This is a genomic window from Mesorhizobium sp. M0001 (assembly GCF_040324255.1).
GTDB lineage: Bacteria > Pseudomonadota > Alphaproteobacteria > Rhizobiales > Rhizobiaceae > Mesorhizobium.
The window spans coordinates 35,224-51,654 of record NZ_JAMYVS010000002.1 but is presented as its reverse complement, the minus strand read 5'-3'; the positions used below and the strand labels follow the sequence as shown (position 1 = coordinate 51,654).

The window sequence follows — 16,431 nt, the reverse complement described above, 5'->3', positions numbered from 1 at the left end:
AGGTTCAGCTTGGCGGTATCGGGTTCGACGTAAAGCGTATCTCCGGCGCCAGCGCTGATCCTACCAGCGCCCGCGACCGTTGTGCGCCGGCCCGGCATACCTCAAAAATCCGGCTGTGATAATGGCTGGTCGCGCCTTCGGACGCTACGCAGGCAAGGCCAGCAGCGCCAGTCCGGCCAGCGCCGAGCCGGCCAATGTCGGCAGCATGCCGATCCTCAGTTTCAGCATGGCGACCATAGCGGCTGCCGCCAGCAGCGCGGCACGCCAATCCAGCGACGACAGCACCGGCACCTCCATGCCCAGGCCAACGCGGTGCACCGCGCCGAAGACGACATGCAGTGCGAACCACAGCGCAAGGTTCATCACCACGCCGACGACAGCCGCCGTGATCGCACTCAGCGCCGCCGACAGTGCCTTGTTGCCGCGCAGCGCTTCGATGTAGGGGGCACCGAGAAAGATCCAGAAGAAGCACGGCACGAACGTCACCCAGAGCGTCAGCAATGCGCCGAGCGATCCGGCGACAAGCGGTCCCATCGCACCGGCGTGCCGGTAGGCGGCGACGAAGCCGACGAATTGCAGCACCAGGATCAATGGTCCCGGCGTCGTCTCGGCCAGGCCAAGCCCATCGACCATTTCACCCGGCGCCAGCCAGCCGAACGACGTCACCGCTGCCTGCGCGACATAGGAGAGTGCGGCGTAGGCGCCGCCGAATGTGACCACCGCCATCAGGCTGAAGAAGCCGCCAAGCTGTGCCCAAACACTGGCAGGGCCGGTCAGCGCCAGGATCAGTACGACCGGCCCGAGCCAGATCGGCACCCAGATCGCGATGGTGCGCGGCGCGTGCCATTTCGTCGGCTTGGTGTGAGCGAGTTCGCCGCGTTCGAACATGACGTCGACGGCGCCCCTGACATCGGGCAAATTGTCCTTGCCGCGTGCGGCTCCGGAAAAACGCGCCGGTGCCAGGCGGTTGCCGATCCAGCCGGTCAGCCCTGCAACCAGGATGATCAGCGGAAACGGCAGCCTGATGACATAAATGGCAAGGAACGCGGCCACCGCGATCGCCATCATCACCCGGTTCTTGAGCGCCCGTTTCCCGATGCGGAGGACCGCCTCCACGACGACGGCCAGCACCGCCGCCTTGATGCCGAAAAACAGCGCCTCGATGACGGGCGCATCATTGTAAAGCACGTAGAAGATGCTGAGGCCCAGCATGACAAACGCACCGGGCAGCACGAACAGGATGCCGGCAACGAGGCCGCCGGCGGTCCGGTGCAGCAGCCAGCCGATATAGATGGCGAGCTGCTGTGCCTCGGGGCCTGGCAGAAGCATGCAGTAGTTGAGCGCATGCAGGAACCGCTGCTCGCCGATCCAGCGGCGATCCTCGACCAATTCCTTGTGCATCAGCGCGATCTGTCCGGCCGGCCCGCCGAAGGAGAGCAGGCCGATCCTTGCCCACAGTTTCGCGGCTTGGCGGAAGGTCGGGACGATCGGAGCCTCGGTAGCCTGTGCATCGTCGTCCGCGGCAAGGGCGCTCATGGCGCTTTGCCCGCGCTGGGCCAATTGTGGGTTTCGTCAGTGGCATCGCGGCACCATCTGAAGAACGCATCGTAGAGCAGCATGCCGGCATCAAGCTGTTCGAGATCGTCGCGGAACATGCGCGACAGCCCGAGCGATGCAGCGAGGAACCCGGCCGCCTGCGGTACGAGATCGAGGCGCGCCGTATCGGCTGCACGCACGATCAGCGCAAGGCGATCGAGCGCTTCGGACCGCAACCCGAACTCTTCGATCATCGTGTCGAAGGTGCAGCGCTCGCCGCGATGGCTCCAGAACACGTCGTCGATGTCGAAGGCAACCGCCCCAAACCGATCGGCGGCCGCCAGCACTTCAGACGGCTCGACAAACAGGAACACCGCCGAGGGATCGACGAAGCGGCGGATCAGCCAGGGACAGGCGATGCGGTCGACCTTGGGGCGGGCACGCGTCACCCAGACCGTGCGGCCCTTGTCGTCGCGGGGCGGTATCTTGTCGGCCTTGACCAGAAGTCCCTTGGCCGCCTGCCACGCCTCGAAGCCGCCTTCAAGGGATTCGGCAGCAATGCCCTCATGGCGCAGCCATGCGGCAACGCCTTGCGAAAGCTTCAGCCCCTTCTGGCAGATGACGACAGCATGAGCCCCCGTTAATTCGGCAGCCCAGCTCGAAACAGACTTGAAGTCGCGCCGGCACGAGGCCGGAAGCAGGCGCGGATCGGCGTCGTAGTCTTCGTCGATGCGGACATCGACAAGAACAGGCGCGTCGGACAGACCGACAAGGCGGGAAAGCTGCGCTACGGTGATTGCGGTTGTTGACGGCATGGCGTCCACCTCCAGAGTGAGAGTTTGGACGCGATCATTGGGCTGACGCCTCACGGGGTCGTCGCGAAGGAACCCCTTGCCACAATGCTGGATTGATCCTTCGTCTTTGTCAAGGAAAGAGCGGCGCCGGGGGACCGCGCCTACTGCGCCGTCCAGCCGCCATCCATCGGCAAAGTCGTGCCGGTAATCTGCCTGGCCGAGTCCGAGCACAGAAACAGCGTCAGCGCGGCGAGCTCCTCCACGGTGACGAATTGCTTCGTCGGCTGTGCCGCCAGGAGCACGTCGCGCTTGACCTGTTCCTCGGTCATGCCGCGCGCCTTCATCGTGTCGGGGATCTGCCTTTCGACCAGTGACGTCCAGACATAGCCGGGCGCGATGGCGTTGACGGTGATGCCGTCCTGCGCGACTTCCAGCGCTACCGTCTTGGTCAGACCCGCTATGCCGTGCTTGGCCGAGACGTAAGCCGACTTGAACGGCGAGGCGACCAGTGCATGCGCCGACGCGGTGTTGATGATGCGGCCCCATTTGCGCGCCTTCATGCCGGGCACCACGGCCTTGATCGCGTAAAAGGCGGCAAGCAGATTGATGCGGATGATGGCTTCCCACTTGTCGTCGGGAAACTCCTCGATTGGCGCGACATGCTGTATCCCGGCATTGTTGACCAGAATGTCGAGGCTGCCTAAGGCCTGCTCGGCTTCGCGCACCATGGCGGTCACCGCTGCGCCGTCCATCATGTTGGCGCCGGAGTAGCGGCACTGGACGCCGAAATCCTTCTCGATGCCGGCGCGCTCCTGTTCGATCGCCGCGGCTTCGCCAAGGCCGTTGATCGTGACGTTGGAGCCCTCGGCGGCAAGGGCGCGGGCAATGGCCAGGCCAATGCCGCTGGTCGATCCGGTGACGAGCGCATTCTTCGAAGAAAGGGAACCCATGGAGATCTCGCGACTGTTAGGAGGACTACAAAGGCACATAGTTTGTGCGCCGCAACATGACAATGCCATAACCATATGCCGGCGCCATCACAGCCCTAAAACGCGCTTTGCCGGCCTCGCCGAGCGCCGTCTCAAGGCTGACACGTCAAGGCTGGCACGGCAGTGTTATGGTGCGGCGCAACATAGTCGGCCGCGCATTCGCGCAGTCATTCCTGAAGCATCGATCCAACGAATCAGGGGGGCTGTAGCTTGAAATCGCCGATGTCGTGATGCGTGCCTATGCCATGCCGCTCACTAACCGTCCTTTCCGCCCGGCCCGTATCGCTTCTTCGACCGCGACGCCCTGAGCTATCCCGCAATCTCCAGTAGGGCCGATACCAGCAAGTGGCGTTCGTCGGCGGACAGCACGTCGGAATCGAAGAGGTTCATGCTGCGCAGCCCTTCGATGGCCAGAAAGCAGACCAGCAGCGTCTTGAGGTCCGGCGTCTCGCTCTTCAGCCGCTGCAGCAGCTGTGACTTGAAGGCTTTTATCGGCGTCAGGAAATCCGGATCCTCGGCGATCGCCGAGAATATCCACGAAGCCGTCGGCTTCGGCTCCTCACAATCATCCGCCGAGAGCCGGATATAGGTGGCGAGCAGGCTCTCGCCGCTGGCGCCGGCGACACGGCCCGATTCCAGCGCCAGCTCGAACGCGCGCAGGTAATTCTCCACCAGGCCCTGCATCAGTTTGGCCTTGGTCGGAAAGTTATATAACAGGCCGCCTTTCGACACGCCGGCGCGGCTGGCGACGGCGTCAAGCGACAGGCTGCCGGGACCGGTCTCGCGTGCGACATCGGCGGCGGCGGCGAGTATCTTGTCGCGCGAATTTGCCCTTTGGGTCTTCATCGATCCCTTCCCCCGCACCAGCCTAGGCGGAATTGACAAGACCGTCCAGACGGTACAGTAAGTTCGCCGTCATTTGTAATCGGGACCTGGCGTCGATAAGTGTCCCGCTATTCGGCTATTTTGCCGGACACCGGCCGAGGGGACAGTTCGTGAAGCGCTTCATCTCTATCACCGCAATTCTGCTTCTGCTCGCTCTGGTGTGCGTCGGCGTTGTCGGCTTCAACCTGTTCCGCGACAACGCTATCAAACAGTATTTCGCCACCATGAAGCCGCCGGCGACGACCGTATCGACGGTTGTCGTCAAGCCTTCCGACTGGACGCCGGGCGTCGAGGCGATCGGCACGGTACGCGCCGTGCGCGGTGTCGACCTTACCGTCGAGACCAGCGGCATCGTCAAGGACATCCTTTTCCATGCCAACCAGAAGGTGCCGGTCGATTCGGTCCTGCTGCAGCTCGACGATGCCGTCGAACGCGCGGATCTGGTCGCGGCCAAGGCGCAGTCCGTGTCCGACAAGACGGCGCTCGAACGCGCGCTGGAGCTGCAGCGGCGCGGCGTCGGAACGGATGCCACGCTCGACACCGCTCAAGCCGCTGCATCGGCCTCCGCCGCGCAGGTCAACAAGCTGCAGGCCGTGCTCGATCAGAAGCAGCTGACGGCGCCGTTCGCCGGCACCGTGGGCATCCCCAAGATCGACCTCGGCCAATATCTCTCGCCCGGCAACGCAGTGGTGACCTTGCAGGATCTGGACACCATGCGGGTCGATTTCTCGGTACCCGAACAGCAGCTGCCGCTGCTCAAGATAGGCCAGGCGGTGCGGCTCGGCCTCGGCGGCACCGGCGGCGGCGCCGACATGCCGTTTGCCGGCTCCATTCGCGGCATCGATCCCAAGATCGACGCTTCAAGCCGCCTGGTGTCCGTCCGCGGCGAGGTCGCCAACCCTGACGGCAAGCTGACGCCCGGCCAGTTCGTCCAGGTTCGCGTCGAGCTGCCGCAGGAGAAAAACATTCTGTCCTTGCCGCAGACGGCATTGACGTCGAGCCTCTATGGCGACTTCGTCTTCGTCGTCGTTCCGGCGAAGCCGGCGGAAGGCGCCCCAGCCGCGAAACCCGAGGAAAAGCCTGCCGCGGGGGCCGACGCAGCAAAGCCGGCGGCAGATGCAAAGCCGGCAGACGCGAAACCGGCTGCCGAAGACGCCGCGGCGAAGCCCGCGGACAAGCCGGCTGTCGACCCCGCGAAGCCCGCGGCAGAACCGGAAAAGCCGGCGCTCGTGCTGTCGCAGGTGTTCGTGAAGCCCGGCCGCCGCAACGACGGCATGGTCGAGATCATCGAGGGCATCAAGACCGGTGACGAGGTCGTCACCGCCGGTCAGAACCGTCTCTTCAACGGCATGTCCGTCGCTGTCGACAACACCATTGACCCCAGCAAGTCGGCTAACCAGCAGGCTCAGCAATGAACTTTTCCGACATCTTCATTCGCCGGCCGGTCCTCTCCACCGTCCTCGCCTGCATGATCCTGCTCCTGGGTTTCCAGGGCATCTTCAACCTGTCGATCCGGCAGTATCCCAAGGTTGACGAGACGGCGATCACCATCACCACCGCCTATCCCGGCGCCAGCGCCGACCTGATCCAGGGCTTTATCTCCGCCCCGATCGCGCGGGCCGTCGCCTCGACCGAGAACATCGACTACGTCACCTCGTCCAGCCGGCCGTCTTCGAGCACTGTGGTCGTCCAGATGAAGCTCGGCTCCAATCCGGATGTCGCGCTCACCGAGGTCCTGTCGAAGGTGCAGGGCGTACGCGGCACCTTGCCGGATGCATCCAAGGACCCGGTCATCGTCAAGGGCACCGGCCAAGAGTTCGCGATGATGTACATCTCGATGCAGAATCCGAACATGAGCAAGGAGCAGCTCACCGAATATATCGAGCGCGTCGTGCGGCCCCGCATGTCGACGGTCGAAGGTGTCGCCGACGTGCAGATCTTCGGCGCCGAGGAATATTCGATGCGGGTCTGGATCGACCCGGTCAAGCTTGCTGCGCGTGGCGTCACCGCCGCCGAAGTGCTGGCGGCGATCAACAACTCCAACTTCCTGTCGGCGCCCGGCAACACCGAGAACGAATATGTCGTCTCCTCGATCACGGTTCGCTCGACGCTGCAGACGCCTGAGGCCTTTGCCGAGCTTCCGCTGCGCTCGACGGACGGCCAGGTGGTGCGCTTGCGCGACGTGGCGCGAGTCGAGCTTGCCGCCGAGAGCACCGACACGAGGGTGAGCTTCAATGGCAAGCCCGGCACCTTCCTCGCCATCTTCCCGACGCCGGCCGCCAACCCGCTGACAACGGCGGAGGCGATCCACAAGATCGTGCCTTTGATTCAAGAGACGCTGCCGAAAGGCATGACCATCGAAATCGTCTACGATTCCACCGAACAGATCAGCGCCTCGATCGATGAAGTGTTCAAGACCATCGCCGAAGCCGTCGCCATCGTCGTCGTGGTCATCCTGTTGTTCCTCGGCTCATTCCGCTCGGTGATGATGCCGATCGTGACCATCCCGCTGTCGCTGGTCGGCGTCTGCTTTCTTTTGTTTGCGGTCGGCTATTCGATCAACCTTCTGTCGCTGCTGGCCATGGTGCTGGCCATCGGCCTTGTCGTCGACGACGCTATCGTGGTGGTGGAGAACATTCATCGCCACATGGAGGAGGACCACATGTCGCCGATGCAGGCGGCCTTCAACGGCATGCGCGAGATTTTCTCCGCCATCGTGGCCATGACCATCACGCTCGCCGCCGTGTTCGCGCCGCTGGCCTTCACCGGCGGCCTGACCGGCGCGCTGTTCCGCGAGTTCGCGGTGACGCTCGCCGGTTCGGTGGTGCTGTCCGGCCTCATAGCCGTCACCATCACGCCGATGATGGCGGCGCGTCTGCTCAAGGCGGGATCGCACAGTCGCTTCCAGCGCGTCGTCGACGGAACCTTCAGCCGTGTCGAGCATGTCTATGAGCGGGCGGTCACCGCCTCCTTGAGAAATCGACCGGTGACACTGCTGATGGTCGTGGCGCTGGTTGCGCTCACCGGCTTCATGTTCACCAAGACCTCGAGCGAACTGGCGCCGGAAGAGGACCAGGGCTTCCTGTTGTCGATCGTGACGGCACCGCGCTACGCGACCTCGGACTACACCGAGACCTACGTCAACCAGATCCTCGGCCTGGTGAAGGACATTCCCGAAACCAGGGCGCAATTCTCTGCCGTTGCCTTTGGCGGCGCCACCAACGGCGCCTTTGTCGGCTTCGCCTTCAAGGATTGGGCCGAGCGCCAGCGCAACTCAAAGGAGCTTCAAGCCGATATCCAGGGACGCCTCGGCAAGGTGGCCGGCGTCGAGGCCTTCGTCTTCGCGCCGCCGACGCTGCCGGGCTCCGGCGGCGGCCTGCCGATCTCCATGGTGGTGCGCTCGACCGGTGGTTCCGCCGAGGTCTACGAGGCGGCCGAGCAGATTAAGAACAAGGCGCAGGCCTCCGGCCGCTTCATCGTCGTGCAAAACTCGATGTCCTTTGACGCTCCGCAGGTGACGGTGACCATCGACCGCGACCGCGCGGCGGCTCTCAACCTGCCGATCGCCGACATCGGCCAGACGCTGACGCTGCTGGTCGGCGGCGCCGAAGTGGCTCAGTTCGACCGCGACTCCAACAGCTACGACATCATCCCGCAGGTGCCGAAGGAATTCCGCGACAATCCCGAGAAGCTCGGCGAATATTTCGTGCGTAGCGTGACCGGCGAAATGGTGCCGCTTTCAGCGGTAGTGAAGATTTCGACCAACGCCGCGCCGGCCGCGATCGAGCAGTTCAACCAGCTGAACTCGGCGACGATATCAGCGCTGCCGCTTCCCGGCGTCACCACGGGCGACGGGCTGCAGACCCTGGAGAACCTTGCCAAGGAGAGCCTGCCCGATACCTTCTTCATCGATTATTCCGGCCAGTCCCGGCAGGAGAAGGAGCAGGGCAACACGATCCTTATCGCGTTCGCAGCCGCCGTAATCGTCATCTATCTGGTGCTGGCGGCGCAGTTCGAAAGCTTCCGCGACCCGCTGATCATCATGATGGCGGTGCCACTGTCGATCTTTGGCGCCATCGTGCCGCTCAATCTGGGGCTTGGAACGCTCAATATCTACACGCAGGTCGGCCTGATCACACTGATAGGTCTGATCACCAAGCATGGCATTCTTCTGGTCGAGTTCGCCAACCAGCAGCGCGAGCTGCATGGCATGAGGCGGCGCGATGCGATCGTCGCCTCGGCCAAGGTGCGCTTGCGGCCGATCCTGATGACGACAGCGGCGATGGCGCTCGGCGTCGTGCCGCTGATCGTGTCCAGTGGTGCTGGTGCGGCGGCGCGCTATTCGATGGGCCTCGTGATCTTCACCGGCATCCTGGTCGGAACCATGTTCACCCTGTTCGTGGTGCCGATGTTCTACACCTTCATCGCCAGCAAGGACCTGCCGCACCACGCCGAAAAGCCAGACCCGAAGCTGATGCCGGTGCACGCGGACTGAGCTGCGAACGGCGTTAGCGAACAAACGAAAAGAGGCCGGAAATTTCCGGCCTCTTTTTTGACTGGATTGATTTACCGCGAAGCTCTGATGGAGCTTCAGGCGGGAACTTGCGGTGCGGCATGACCTGGCCGGCTGCGCTGCACCATCGCTCCAAACGCAGTCTGCTACTTGACGATGACGATGCTGGTGTTGGTCGGGCCGAAGGTTTCGACCAACTGGTAGAAGTCGGCGGCATTGTCGGGATGCAGCCGCACGCAGCCATGCGACGCCGGCCGTCCCAGCCGCTTGATGGCGTTGGTCGCATGCACGGCGTAGCCGCCGCTGAAGAAGACCGAATGCGGCATCGGCGCGTTGTCGTATTTCTTCGAATGCCACATCTCGTGCATGCGGGTCGGCTTGAACGAGCCGGTCGGCGTGACATGCGCACTGTCGCCGGTCGAGACCTTCCAGGCGAAAGTCGGCCGGCCATCGACCAGCACTTCCATGGTCTGCTGCGACAGCGAAACACGCGCCACGATCTGGTTTGCCGCGGCATGGGCGGTGCTGTTGGCGGTGCCAAGCAGAAGCGCGGCGCCGCCGGCTGCGGCGGTGACGTTGATGAGTTTGGCGGAAATGGCTTTGTACATGATGGCTCCTCTTTGCCGGTCCTGCCGGCGTCAATTCGGTGGCCGCCTTATCCCCGCGCCATGTTTCAGACTGACTTCGCTGAGGCTCGTTTGTGTTTCGAATCTGTTTCCTCTGGTTAACAAGCAAGGTGGACAAGGGAAGCGTGCTCCGCCTTCGCTGCGCACTCCCGATCACGCACCGCGCCCCCAAACGAAAGTGCTGATGTCCTTATATGAAAGAAGATTGGCTTCGCTCGAAACCGACTTGCAACAAAGCGCGGCCTGGGCGGCATGATCTGGTTACAGGCTCGCGGCACAGTCATCCCAACGAGAACAGCCGGCGCCAACGAAAATGAGTATCAAATCAACCACCCTGTCCTGGCTCTTCAGGATAAGCATCGCCGCATTTGTCGTCGGCGGAATCGGCACAGTAGCCGGCACCCCGATGACGAAACTGGCGGTGATGAATTCGGGTGAGATTTCGACGCTGCATGCCGCGCTGTTCATAGCCTTGGTCTGGATTGTCTCCAGTCTGCGCATCAACCGTCTCAGGGCCCTCTGGCGGGTCGGCCTCGGGTTGAAGTGGATGCGCGGCCCCTCCGGCAACTTGCTGCCGAGAGGACCGAAGGCCCGCGTCGCAACGGGGGGCTCCGTGGGCGACGCGGGCACTTCGGGTTTATCCTGGAGCACCCGCGGTTCTGATTTTTGGGGACAACCGATGAAGACGAAATCTGCAGCCTCCGTGCTTTCGGTACTGCTCTATGCACAAGGCCTGCTCGGCTTTGCCGGTCTCGCCACGGTTCTTCTGAAGGACCGCGCGCATGCCGCCAGCGAAATCGTAGTCGCCAGCGAATTGCCGTCGGGACCATCGCTTCTGGTGGTGCGCTGACGCCTATGCATGGCGCCCAAGATTGCGCAGCTTTTTTGGGCGAGCCGAGGAACAATCCAGCCTCCCGACCCTCAGTCGGCGCGCTGCGTCGGCGGGTCGAACCGGTAGCCTGCGCCGCGTATAGTTGTGATGGTTTCGGTGTCGAGCTTGCGGCGCAGCCGCACGATGCGCGAATCGATCGAGCGATCGAAGGCATCGGCATTTTCGGCGGGCGCCGCCGCAATGATGTCGTCGCGCGTCAGCACCTTGCGCGGGCTGGCCAGAAACAGCCTGAGCAGCGCCACCTGGCCCGGCGACAGCTGTTCTTCCGTACCCGAACGGTGCATGACGATGGCCGACCGCAAATCGACGGTGGCATTTTCCAGCACGATCAGTTCCTGGGCGGACCTGCCGCGCCGCGTCAGCAGGCCGCCGATGCGCGCGGCAAGCTCCCTGACATTGAGCGGACTTTCGACGACATCTGCGGCGCCAAGCTCGAGCGCCAGCACCTTGTCGACCAGATCGGCCGGCCGGCAGATCAGGATGAAATCCGGCCCCGCCTTCCCGTCCGCGCTCTGGCCGCCGCCATAACGCCTGAGCAGGTCCCGCCCCTCCGCCTGGCTGAGGCTGTCGCCGACGATGACGATATCGATGCCTCCGGCCGAAAGCAGGGATTCAGCTTCCCAGGGCTGCCGCGCCTCGCGCACGTCATGGCCGCGCCGGTCGAGATGATCGGCAAGATCGCCGGCCACCACATCGGCGACGGAAACCAGCGCGATGACGGATCGTGCAGCCATGTTTTTCTTCCCGTTCCCCCGCAACCGGATATGAGTGCTGGACATCATGTTTATACCCAATCTACTTTCCGCTGAAAGCGGGAGCGAGGCCATAGTGCGGGCACGGATTGTCATCGTCGAGGACGAGCCCGATCTCCGGGACGCGGTCGCCGAGTATCTCGGCGCCAACGGCTACGATGTGACCCAGGCCGGAAGCGCGGCCGAGGCGCGCGCCTTGCTGGAGACGGAATCGTTTCATTTGGCCATTCTCGACATCGCCATGCCGGGCGAGGACGGACTGTCGCTCGGCCGCTGGCTGCGCTCGCAAATACCGGTCGGCATCATCTATGCCACGGCCGCCGGCACCGCACTCGACCGCATTGTCGGGCTGGAGCTTGGCGCCGACGACTACATCGTCAAGCCCTACGAGTTGCGTGAGGTGCTGGCTCGTGTGCGCAGCGTGCTGCGCCGCGTTCCGCAGCCGAGCCCGCCCCAGGCGGCGAAGACACAAGCCGATGGCGGCCGCCGCCTGACCTTCGGCCCGTTCCAGGCCGACCTCGACGGCAGGCTTGTCACCGGCGCCAACGGCGCCGTCATCGACATGGCCAAGAGCGAGTTCGATGTGCTGGAGGTTTTCCTGACCCGCGCCAACCGGCTGTTGACGCGATCGGCGATCTCCGAGGCGATTGGTTTTGTCGAGGATCCTGAATCGTCGCGCGCCGTCGACATTCGCATCATGCGGCTGCGCAAGAAGATCGAAACCGATCCGGCCAATCCGAAATTTTTGCGCACAGTGCGCGGCGAAGGCTATATCTTCTCGCTGCCGACCGGTGACGGGCACTAGAGCAATTACAGGAAAAGTGTACGCGGTTTCCGCCCGGAATTGTGTGAAAACAAAGAGATAGAGGCTTCTCCGTTTCCGTGAAACGGTGAAGCGCTTTAGCAATTCCAGGAACAGTGCGTAGCGATTTTCCGTTCGGGATTGCATTGAAACATGGAGCGTTTCACCTTTTTCGTGAAATGCTCCATAGCTGCCTAATTCGACGGCCCTTTACTGATGGCTGACATGACCGCTGAACCAGCACCACGTATGGACCCGCAAGGCGCTCGCCAGAGCGCCGCGATGACGGCTGTGCGAGTCGTCCGCCGGTTGCGCGATGCCGGCGACTGGCAGCGCGAGATGGAAACCATCCTCGAAACGCTCTGCAGCGCCATGAATTGCCAGCGCGGCATCCTGTTCAGGCTGCGCGAATTGCCCGGCCAGGGCTTCGCCCAATCGGTCGCCGCCTACTGGATCGATCCTCGCTTCGGCGGCGAACTGGCTTCGCCGACGGTGATCATGCAGTCGATCGTCGATACCGATCCGCTGCTGGAGCGGATTGGAGAGGACGAGCGGCAAGGCAAAATCTTCGCCGGCCATACGCGCGATCTCGACGGGTTCCTCAGGGCCGATTTCGAAAAGCAGCACATCAAGTCGTTCCTGTCGGTATCGGTGTTCGCGCACGGTCATCTGTGGGGCACGTTCGCGGTCAATGACTGCCTAAACGAGCGCGAATGGACCGAAGAGGAAGAGGCGACGATGCACATCATCGCGCTCGCCATCGGCGACGCCATCGAGCACTCGCCGTCCGACGCCCATGCCAGCGAAGTCATCCGCCGCACCATGCTGCAGGCGTCGCTCGACGCCATCATCGTCATCGACGAGACCGGCTCGATCATCGAATTCAATCCGGCCGCCGAAAAGATGTTCGGCTATCAGCGCAGCGACATCCTCGGCAAGGACCTGCTCGATACCGTGGTGCCGGAATATTACCGCAAGGGCTATGTCTCGGGCGCCGAATACATGTCTGGCCGCGGCGCGCCGATGGTTGGCCAGCGGCTTGAGACCGTGACACAGAATGCGGCCGGCGAGGTGTTTCCCATCGAATTGACGGCGACCGAGATGCGGGTGGCCGACCGTCAGCTCATCTTCGGTTCGATCCGCGATCTGCGCGATAAGCTGCGCGCCGAAGAAGAGATCAACCGCCAGCGCGAAAAACTGCACCAGAACGAGAAGATGGCGGCGATGGGTTCGCTGCTGGCCGGTGTTTCGCACGAGCTCAACAATCCGCTCGCCGTGGTCGTTGCTCAGTCGACGCTGCTGCATGAATTCGCCACCGACCCGCAGACCAAGGTTCGCGCCGAGAAAGTGCGCGCCGCTGCCGAGCGCTGCGGCCGCATCGTCAAAAGCTTCCTGTCGATGGTGCGCCTGCATCCGGCGGCGCAGGCCGAGACCGATCTCAACCAGGTGATCCGCGCGGCACTCGAAGTGACCGCCTATGGCGCACGCTCGAGCGGCATCATCATCGACACCGATTTCGCGCCCGGCCCGCTGCTGGCGATGGCCGATGCCGACCACGTCACGCAGGTGGCCGCCAATTTCCTGATCAACAGCCAACACGCTCTGGCCGGTATCGGCGGCGACCGCCTGATCAAGGTGCGGACATTCCGCAGCGATCGCGGCAACCCCGGGTTTTCGGTCGAGGACAACGGACCGGGCATTCCCGAGGCGATCCGCAGCCGCATCTTCGAATCCTATTTCACCACCAAGCCGGTCGGCGTCGGCACCGGCATCGGCCTGTCGATCTCGAAATCGATCGTCGAGCGCCACAACGGCAATATCTGGTTCGAGGAGGTGCTGCCGCGCGGCGCGCGCTTCGTCGTCCAGCTGCCGGTAATCACCGGCGGCGCGGCAGCAGCCGGCGACAGCCCGGCTCGTTCCAGCGGCTTGCGCCATGCGCTGATCATCGACGACGAACCCGACGTCGCCGGCTCCCTCTCCGACATCCTGGAACTGATGGGTATCAAGTCGCGGGTTGTGCCGGCCTGGACGTCGGCGGCGGCGACCTTGACCGGCCACATGCCGCCAGACATCGTCTTTTCCGACTTGCGCATGCCCGGCACCAGCGGCATTGCCATCTACCGCGAATTGCTCGCCGACAACCTGGCGCTGGCCAAACGCTTCGTGCTGGTCACCGGCGACCTGATCGGCGCCAAGGCCGAGATCGAAGCCTTGCCGGCGCCGCAGCGCCCGCAAATCCTGGAAAAGCCGTTCTCGACGCTGGACGTCCGCGGCGTACTCTCGGCAATAGCCGACCAGGTCGCCGCCGCCGGCTAAGTTTTCGAAGCACCCACGTAGGGTCTATCGAGATTCGGGTCAGGCCGAGTCGAGAATGGTGGTTCCCGAGAACCGGAGCGGAGCGTACTTGAAGTACGCGAGCACCGGAAGCGCAGGGAACCTCCATGCGCAGGCCGGCCTCACCCGAATCTCGATAGACCCTAAAAAAGAGGCTCCCGACCGAGGGAAGCGGCGGGAGCCAAGAACGAGCGCGGGAGGAAGCGCTCGGGAGGTTCAGAAAACGTTGGGTGTCGTGGTCAGCGGCGCTGCGTTGGCGATCATGCGGACGGCACGCGCCTTGTGCACGCCGGACTGGGCGGCGATGACGCGCAGGCACTCCGCGCTCTCGGCGCCCCAGGCCTGGCCCTGGCAGGCAAAATCGATTTCCGGCTCCGGCAGCCGGGCGGTCTTGATGGTGGTCAGCGCGCCCTGGACGACATTGGCCGGCGGGTTGAGCGAAGCGAAGGCCGGACCGGAAGCCGGTGTCAGGAACATGACGGCCAGAGCGCAGGCGCCCAGCATGGAGAACATCGCAACCGGATGGTCGCTGGCGCGCTGACGCAGTGCCGGTTTGGCGCGCCGTTCGTTGCTGGTGATCTCGATTTTCGTATGCATTGCTGCCCCCCTTCGTTTTCTTATGAAACGAACCTAAGCGCGCCTGGTAACGGGCGAATGATGCGCTTGGCTTGCCCGCGTAACAGGTTTGAAACAAGAAATTCGGGCATATCCGGACAGATCCGGTCATGTGCCGACGGCAAGATGCATTTGCGAAGCTGTTTCATGCGCGCAATCAAATGTTGACGACAGGCGGGCCGCGAACGCACCAAGCCCGCTTCCTGTCGGCCGCACTATGAACAAGCTCACACTGCGGATCGAATTTGCGGACGCCAGGTATTTTTCGTCTCGGAGCGGGCCGTGTTTGCAAGCTCGGCACGGCCAAATCCGCATGCCGGACAGCTATTTCACGACCCCGGTTAACGCCCGGATATTCCGGGATTTTCTGGCTTTCAGCCGGCCCTATTGTGCCGACTTGAAAAGTTGAGATTTCTACAAGCCATTGCATTTCAACGCAAAATATGGTTTTATTGAATGAGTATTCAATAAAAGAAGAGCTTTTTTATGAACCCGCATCTCCGTGACGTGGCGATCCCCAATGATTGGGACCGGCGGGGTCTGCCGGGCTGGAGTTATCACTCCGACGCGCTTCTCGAACTTGAGAAGGAATACGTCTTCCGCAACCATTGGCAGATCGCCGGCCATGTCTGCGACGTGCCGAATGCCGGCGACTATCTGACTATGGACGTGGTCGGCGAGCGGGCGCTCATCGTGCGCGGCAAGGACGGCGTCTTGCGCGCCTTCAACAACATGTGCCGGCATCGCGGCAGCCGCGTCGTCGCCGACAGCCAGGGCACCTGCAAGAACGCGCTGGTCTGCCCGTTCCATGGCTGGGTCTACAATCTCGACGGCACGCTGCGCGGCGCCGCCCGGCCGCGCTCCTTCCCCGAGCTCGACAAGACCGAATTCGGCCTGATGCCGCTCGACCTTGAGATATGGATGGGCTTCATCTTTGTCCGCTTTCGCAAGGGGGGCCCGCAGCCTTCGGTGGCCGAACTGTTGAAGCCGATCGAGGCCGAGATGGCCCACTACAATGCGGCCGAGATGGTGCCGTCCTGGGGCATCTGGACACAGAAAACGCCGGTCAACTGGAAGTCGGTGCGCGACGTCGACAATGAAGGCTACCACGTCGCCATGGCGCATCCGGCGCTGCAGGATCTCTACGGCTCGACCTATTTCGATGAGCCGTTCATCAACGGCGTGTCGCGCTCGTTTGCCACCTACAATCCGCATGCCGGCCGGCGCTGGAGCGTGCGCGAATACATCAAGCTCACGCCCGATGCCTCACACCTGCCGGAGCATCTGCGCAGGGCCTGGATCTATTACGGCATCTTCCCCAACAACGCGCTGTCGATCATGCCGGAATCGGTGCAGTTCTATCAGGAGTTCCCGCTGTCGACCGGCGAGACGCTGCTGCGCGGCGCCATCTACCGCTACCCCGACGAGACCCGGGAACAGGCGGCCGCCCGCTATCTCGCCTACCGCATCGACCGCGATACCATGAACGAGGACGTGCAGCTTTCCGTCTGGTCAAACGAGTCCATGATCTCGGAGGCCTTCGAGGGTTTTTATCTCTCCGACCTCGAATACGGTGTGCGCACCCACCACGACCATCTGCGCAAGCAGATCCCGGTGCTGGGCCTGGAGACGGCGCCGGAGGAGAAGGACATGTGGAACCTCAATGAGGCTATGCGCTCGCAGGTGTAGGGGC

The 16,431-nt window shown here is 63.2% G+C and carries 14 protein-coding genes; 6 read left to right on the top strand and 8 right to left on the bottom strand.

The window, feature by feature from the left end:
* Positions 1-144: 144 nt before the first annotated feature.
* The 4 genes from chrA to NKK50_RS05210 all read right to left on the bottom strand — a co-directional run bounded on the left by chrA (position 145) and on the right by NKK50_RS05210 (position 4,165).
* The gene (gene chrA / locus NKK50_RS05225) at positions 145-1,536 is read right to left on the bottom strand and encodes a chromate efflux transporter (protein WP_023751679.1); all 1,392 of its coding nucleotides are present in this window, start codon (positions 1,534-1,536) and stop codon (positions 145-147) included.
* Positions 1,533-2,351, bottom strand: coding sequence for a chromate resistance protein ChrB domain-containing protein (locus tag NKK50_RS05220; protein ID WP_023748367.1), 819 nt, complete (start codon positions 2,349-2,351; stop codon positions 1,533-1,535). The genes chrA and NKK50_RS05220 overlap by 4 nt, the downstream gene beginning before the upstream one ends.
* Before the next feature lie 140 nt (positions 2,352-2,491).
* Entirely contained in the window at positions 2,492-3,280 is a 789-nt protein-coding gene (locus tag NKK50_RS05215) for a 3-hydroxybutyrate dehydrogenase (protein ID WP_023670056.1), read from the bottom strand.
* Between the two features lie 348 nt (positions 3,281-3,628).
* Complete coding sequence (locus NKK50_RS05210; RefSeq protein WP_023670057.1) at positions 3,629-4,165, bottom strand: TetR/AcrR family transcriptional regulator; 537 nt, start codon at positions 4,163-4,165, stop codon at positions 3,629-3,631.
* 149 nt (positions 4,166-4,314) lie between these two features.
* Between NKK50_RS05210 and NKK50_RS05205 the strand changes: the two genes are divergently transcribed.
* Both NKK50_RS05205 and NKK50_RS05200 read left to right on the top strand, forming a co-directional pair.
* Entirely contained in the window at positions 4,315-5,619 is a 1,305-nt protein-coding gene (locus tag NKK50_RS05205; RefSeq protein WP_023708598.1) for an efflux RND transporter periplasmic adaptor subunit, read from the top strand.
* Complete coding sequence (locus NKK50_RS05200) at positions 5,616-8,699, top strand: efflux RND transporter permease subunit (protein WP_023696405.1); 3,084 nt, start codon at positions 5,616-5,618, stop codon at positions 8,697-8,699. The genes NKK50_RS05205 and NKK50_RS05200 overlap by 4 nt, the downstream gene beginning before the upstream one ends.
* Before the next feature lie 164 nt (positions 8,700-8,863).
* Here NKK50_RS05200 and NKK50_RS05195 read toward each other — a convergent pair whose 3' ends face one another.
* Positions 8,864-9,325 (bottom strand): L,D-transpeptidase, encoded by a 462-nt coding sequence (locus NKK50_RS05195; RefSeq protein WP_023683946.1) that lies wholly within the window; start codon positions 9,323-9,325, stop codon positions 8,864-8,866.
* Between the two features lie 279 nt (positions 9,326-9,604).
* Positions 9,605-9,844 (bottom strand): hypothetical protein, encoded by a 240-nt coding sequence (locus NKK50_RS05190; protein ID WP_352543157.1) that lies wholly within the window; start codon positions 9,842-9,844, stop codon positions 9,605-9,607.
* Positions 9,845-10,022: 178 nt separating this feature from the next.
* Here NKK50_RS05190 and NKK50_RS05185 point away from each other — a divergent pair, with 178 nt between their 5' ends.
* Complete coding sequence (locus NKK50_RS05185; protein WP_023670062.1) at positions 10,023-10,193, top strand: hypothetical protein; 171 nt, start codon at positions 10,023-10,025, stop codon at positions 10,191-10,193.
* Between the two features lie 71 nt (positions 10,194-10,264).
* Here the strand turns inward: NKK50_RS05185 and NKK50_RS05180 are convergent, their stop codons facing one another.
* Positions 10,265-10,969: a response regulator transcription factor gene (locus NKK50_RS05180; RefSeq protein WP_023670063.1), complete on the bottom strand. Its 705-nt coding sequence runs from the start codon at positions 10,967-10,969 to the stop codon at positions 10,265-10,267.
* Positions 10,970-11,063: 94 nt separating this feature from the next.
* Here NKK50_RS05180 and NKK50_RS05175 point away from each other — a divergent pair, with 94 nt between their 5' ends.
* Together NKK50_RS05175 and NKK50_RS05170 are read left to right on the top strand one after the other, a co-directional pair.
* Positions 11,064-11,792, top strand: coding sequence for a response regulator (locus NKK50_RS05175; RefSeq protein WP_023690130.1), 729 nt, complete (start codon positions 11,064-11,066; stop codon positions 11,790-11,792).
* A 222-nt stretch (positions 11,793-12,014) separates the two neighbouring features.
* The gene (locus NKK50_RS05170; RefSeq protein WP_352543156.1) at positions 12,015-14,105 is read left to right on the top strand and encodes a PAS domain S-box protein; all 2,091 of its coding nucleotides are present in this window, start codon (positions 12,015-12,017) and stop codon (positions 14,103-14,105) included.
* Positions 14,106-14,339: 234 nt separating this feature from the next.
* Here NKK50_RS05170 and NKK50_RS05165 read toward each other — a convergent pair whose 3' ends face one another.
* Positions 14,340-14,720, bottom strand: coding sequence for a hypothetical protein (locus NKK50_RS05165; RefSeq protein WP_023701367.1), 381 nt, complete (start codon positions 14,718-14,720; stop codon positions 14,340-14,342).
* Positions 14,721-15,224: 504 nt separating this feature from the next.
* On the opposite strand from NKK50_RS05165, the gene NKK50_RS05160 reads away from it, so the two are divergent.
* A complete protein-coding gene (locus NKK50_RS05160; RefSeq protein ID WP_023711686.1) occupies positions 15,225-16,427 on the top strand; it encodes an aromatic ring-hydroxylating oxygenase subunit alpha in 1,203 nt (400 codons plus the stop codon).
* The last annotated feature ends 4 nt before the right edge of the window (positions 16,428-16,431 follow it).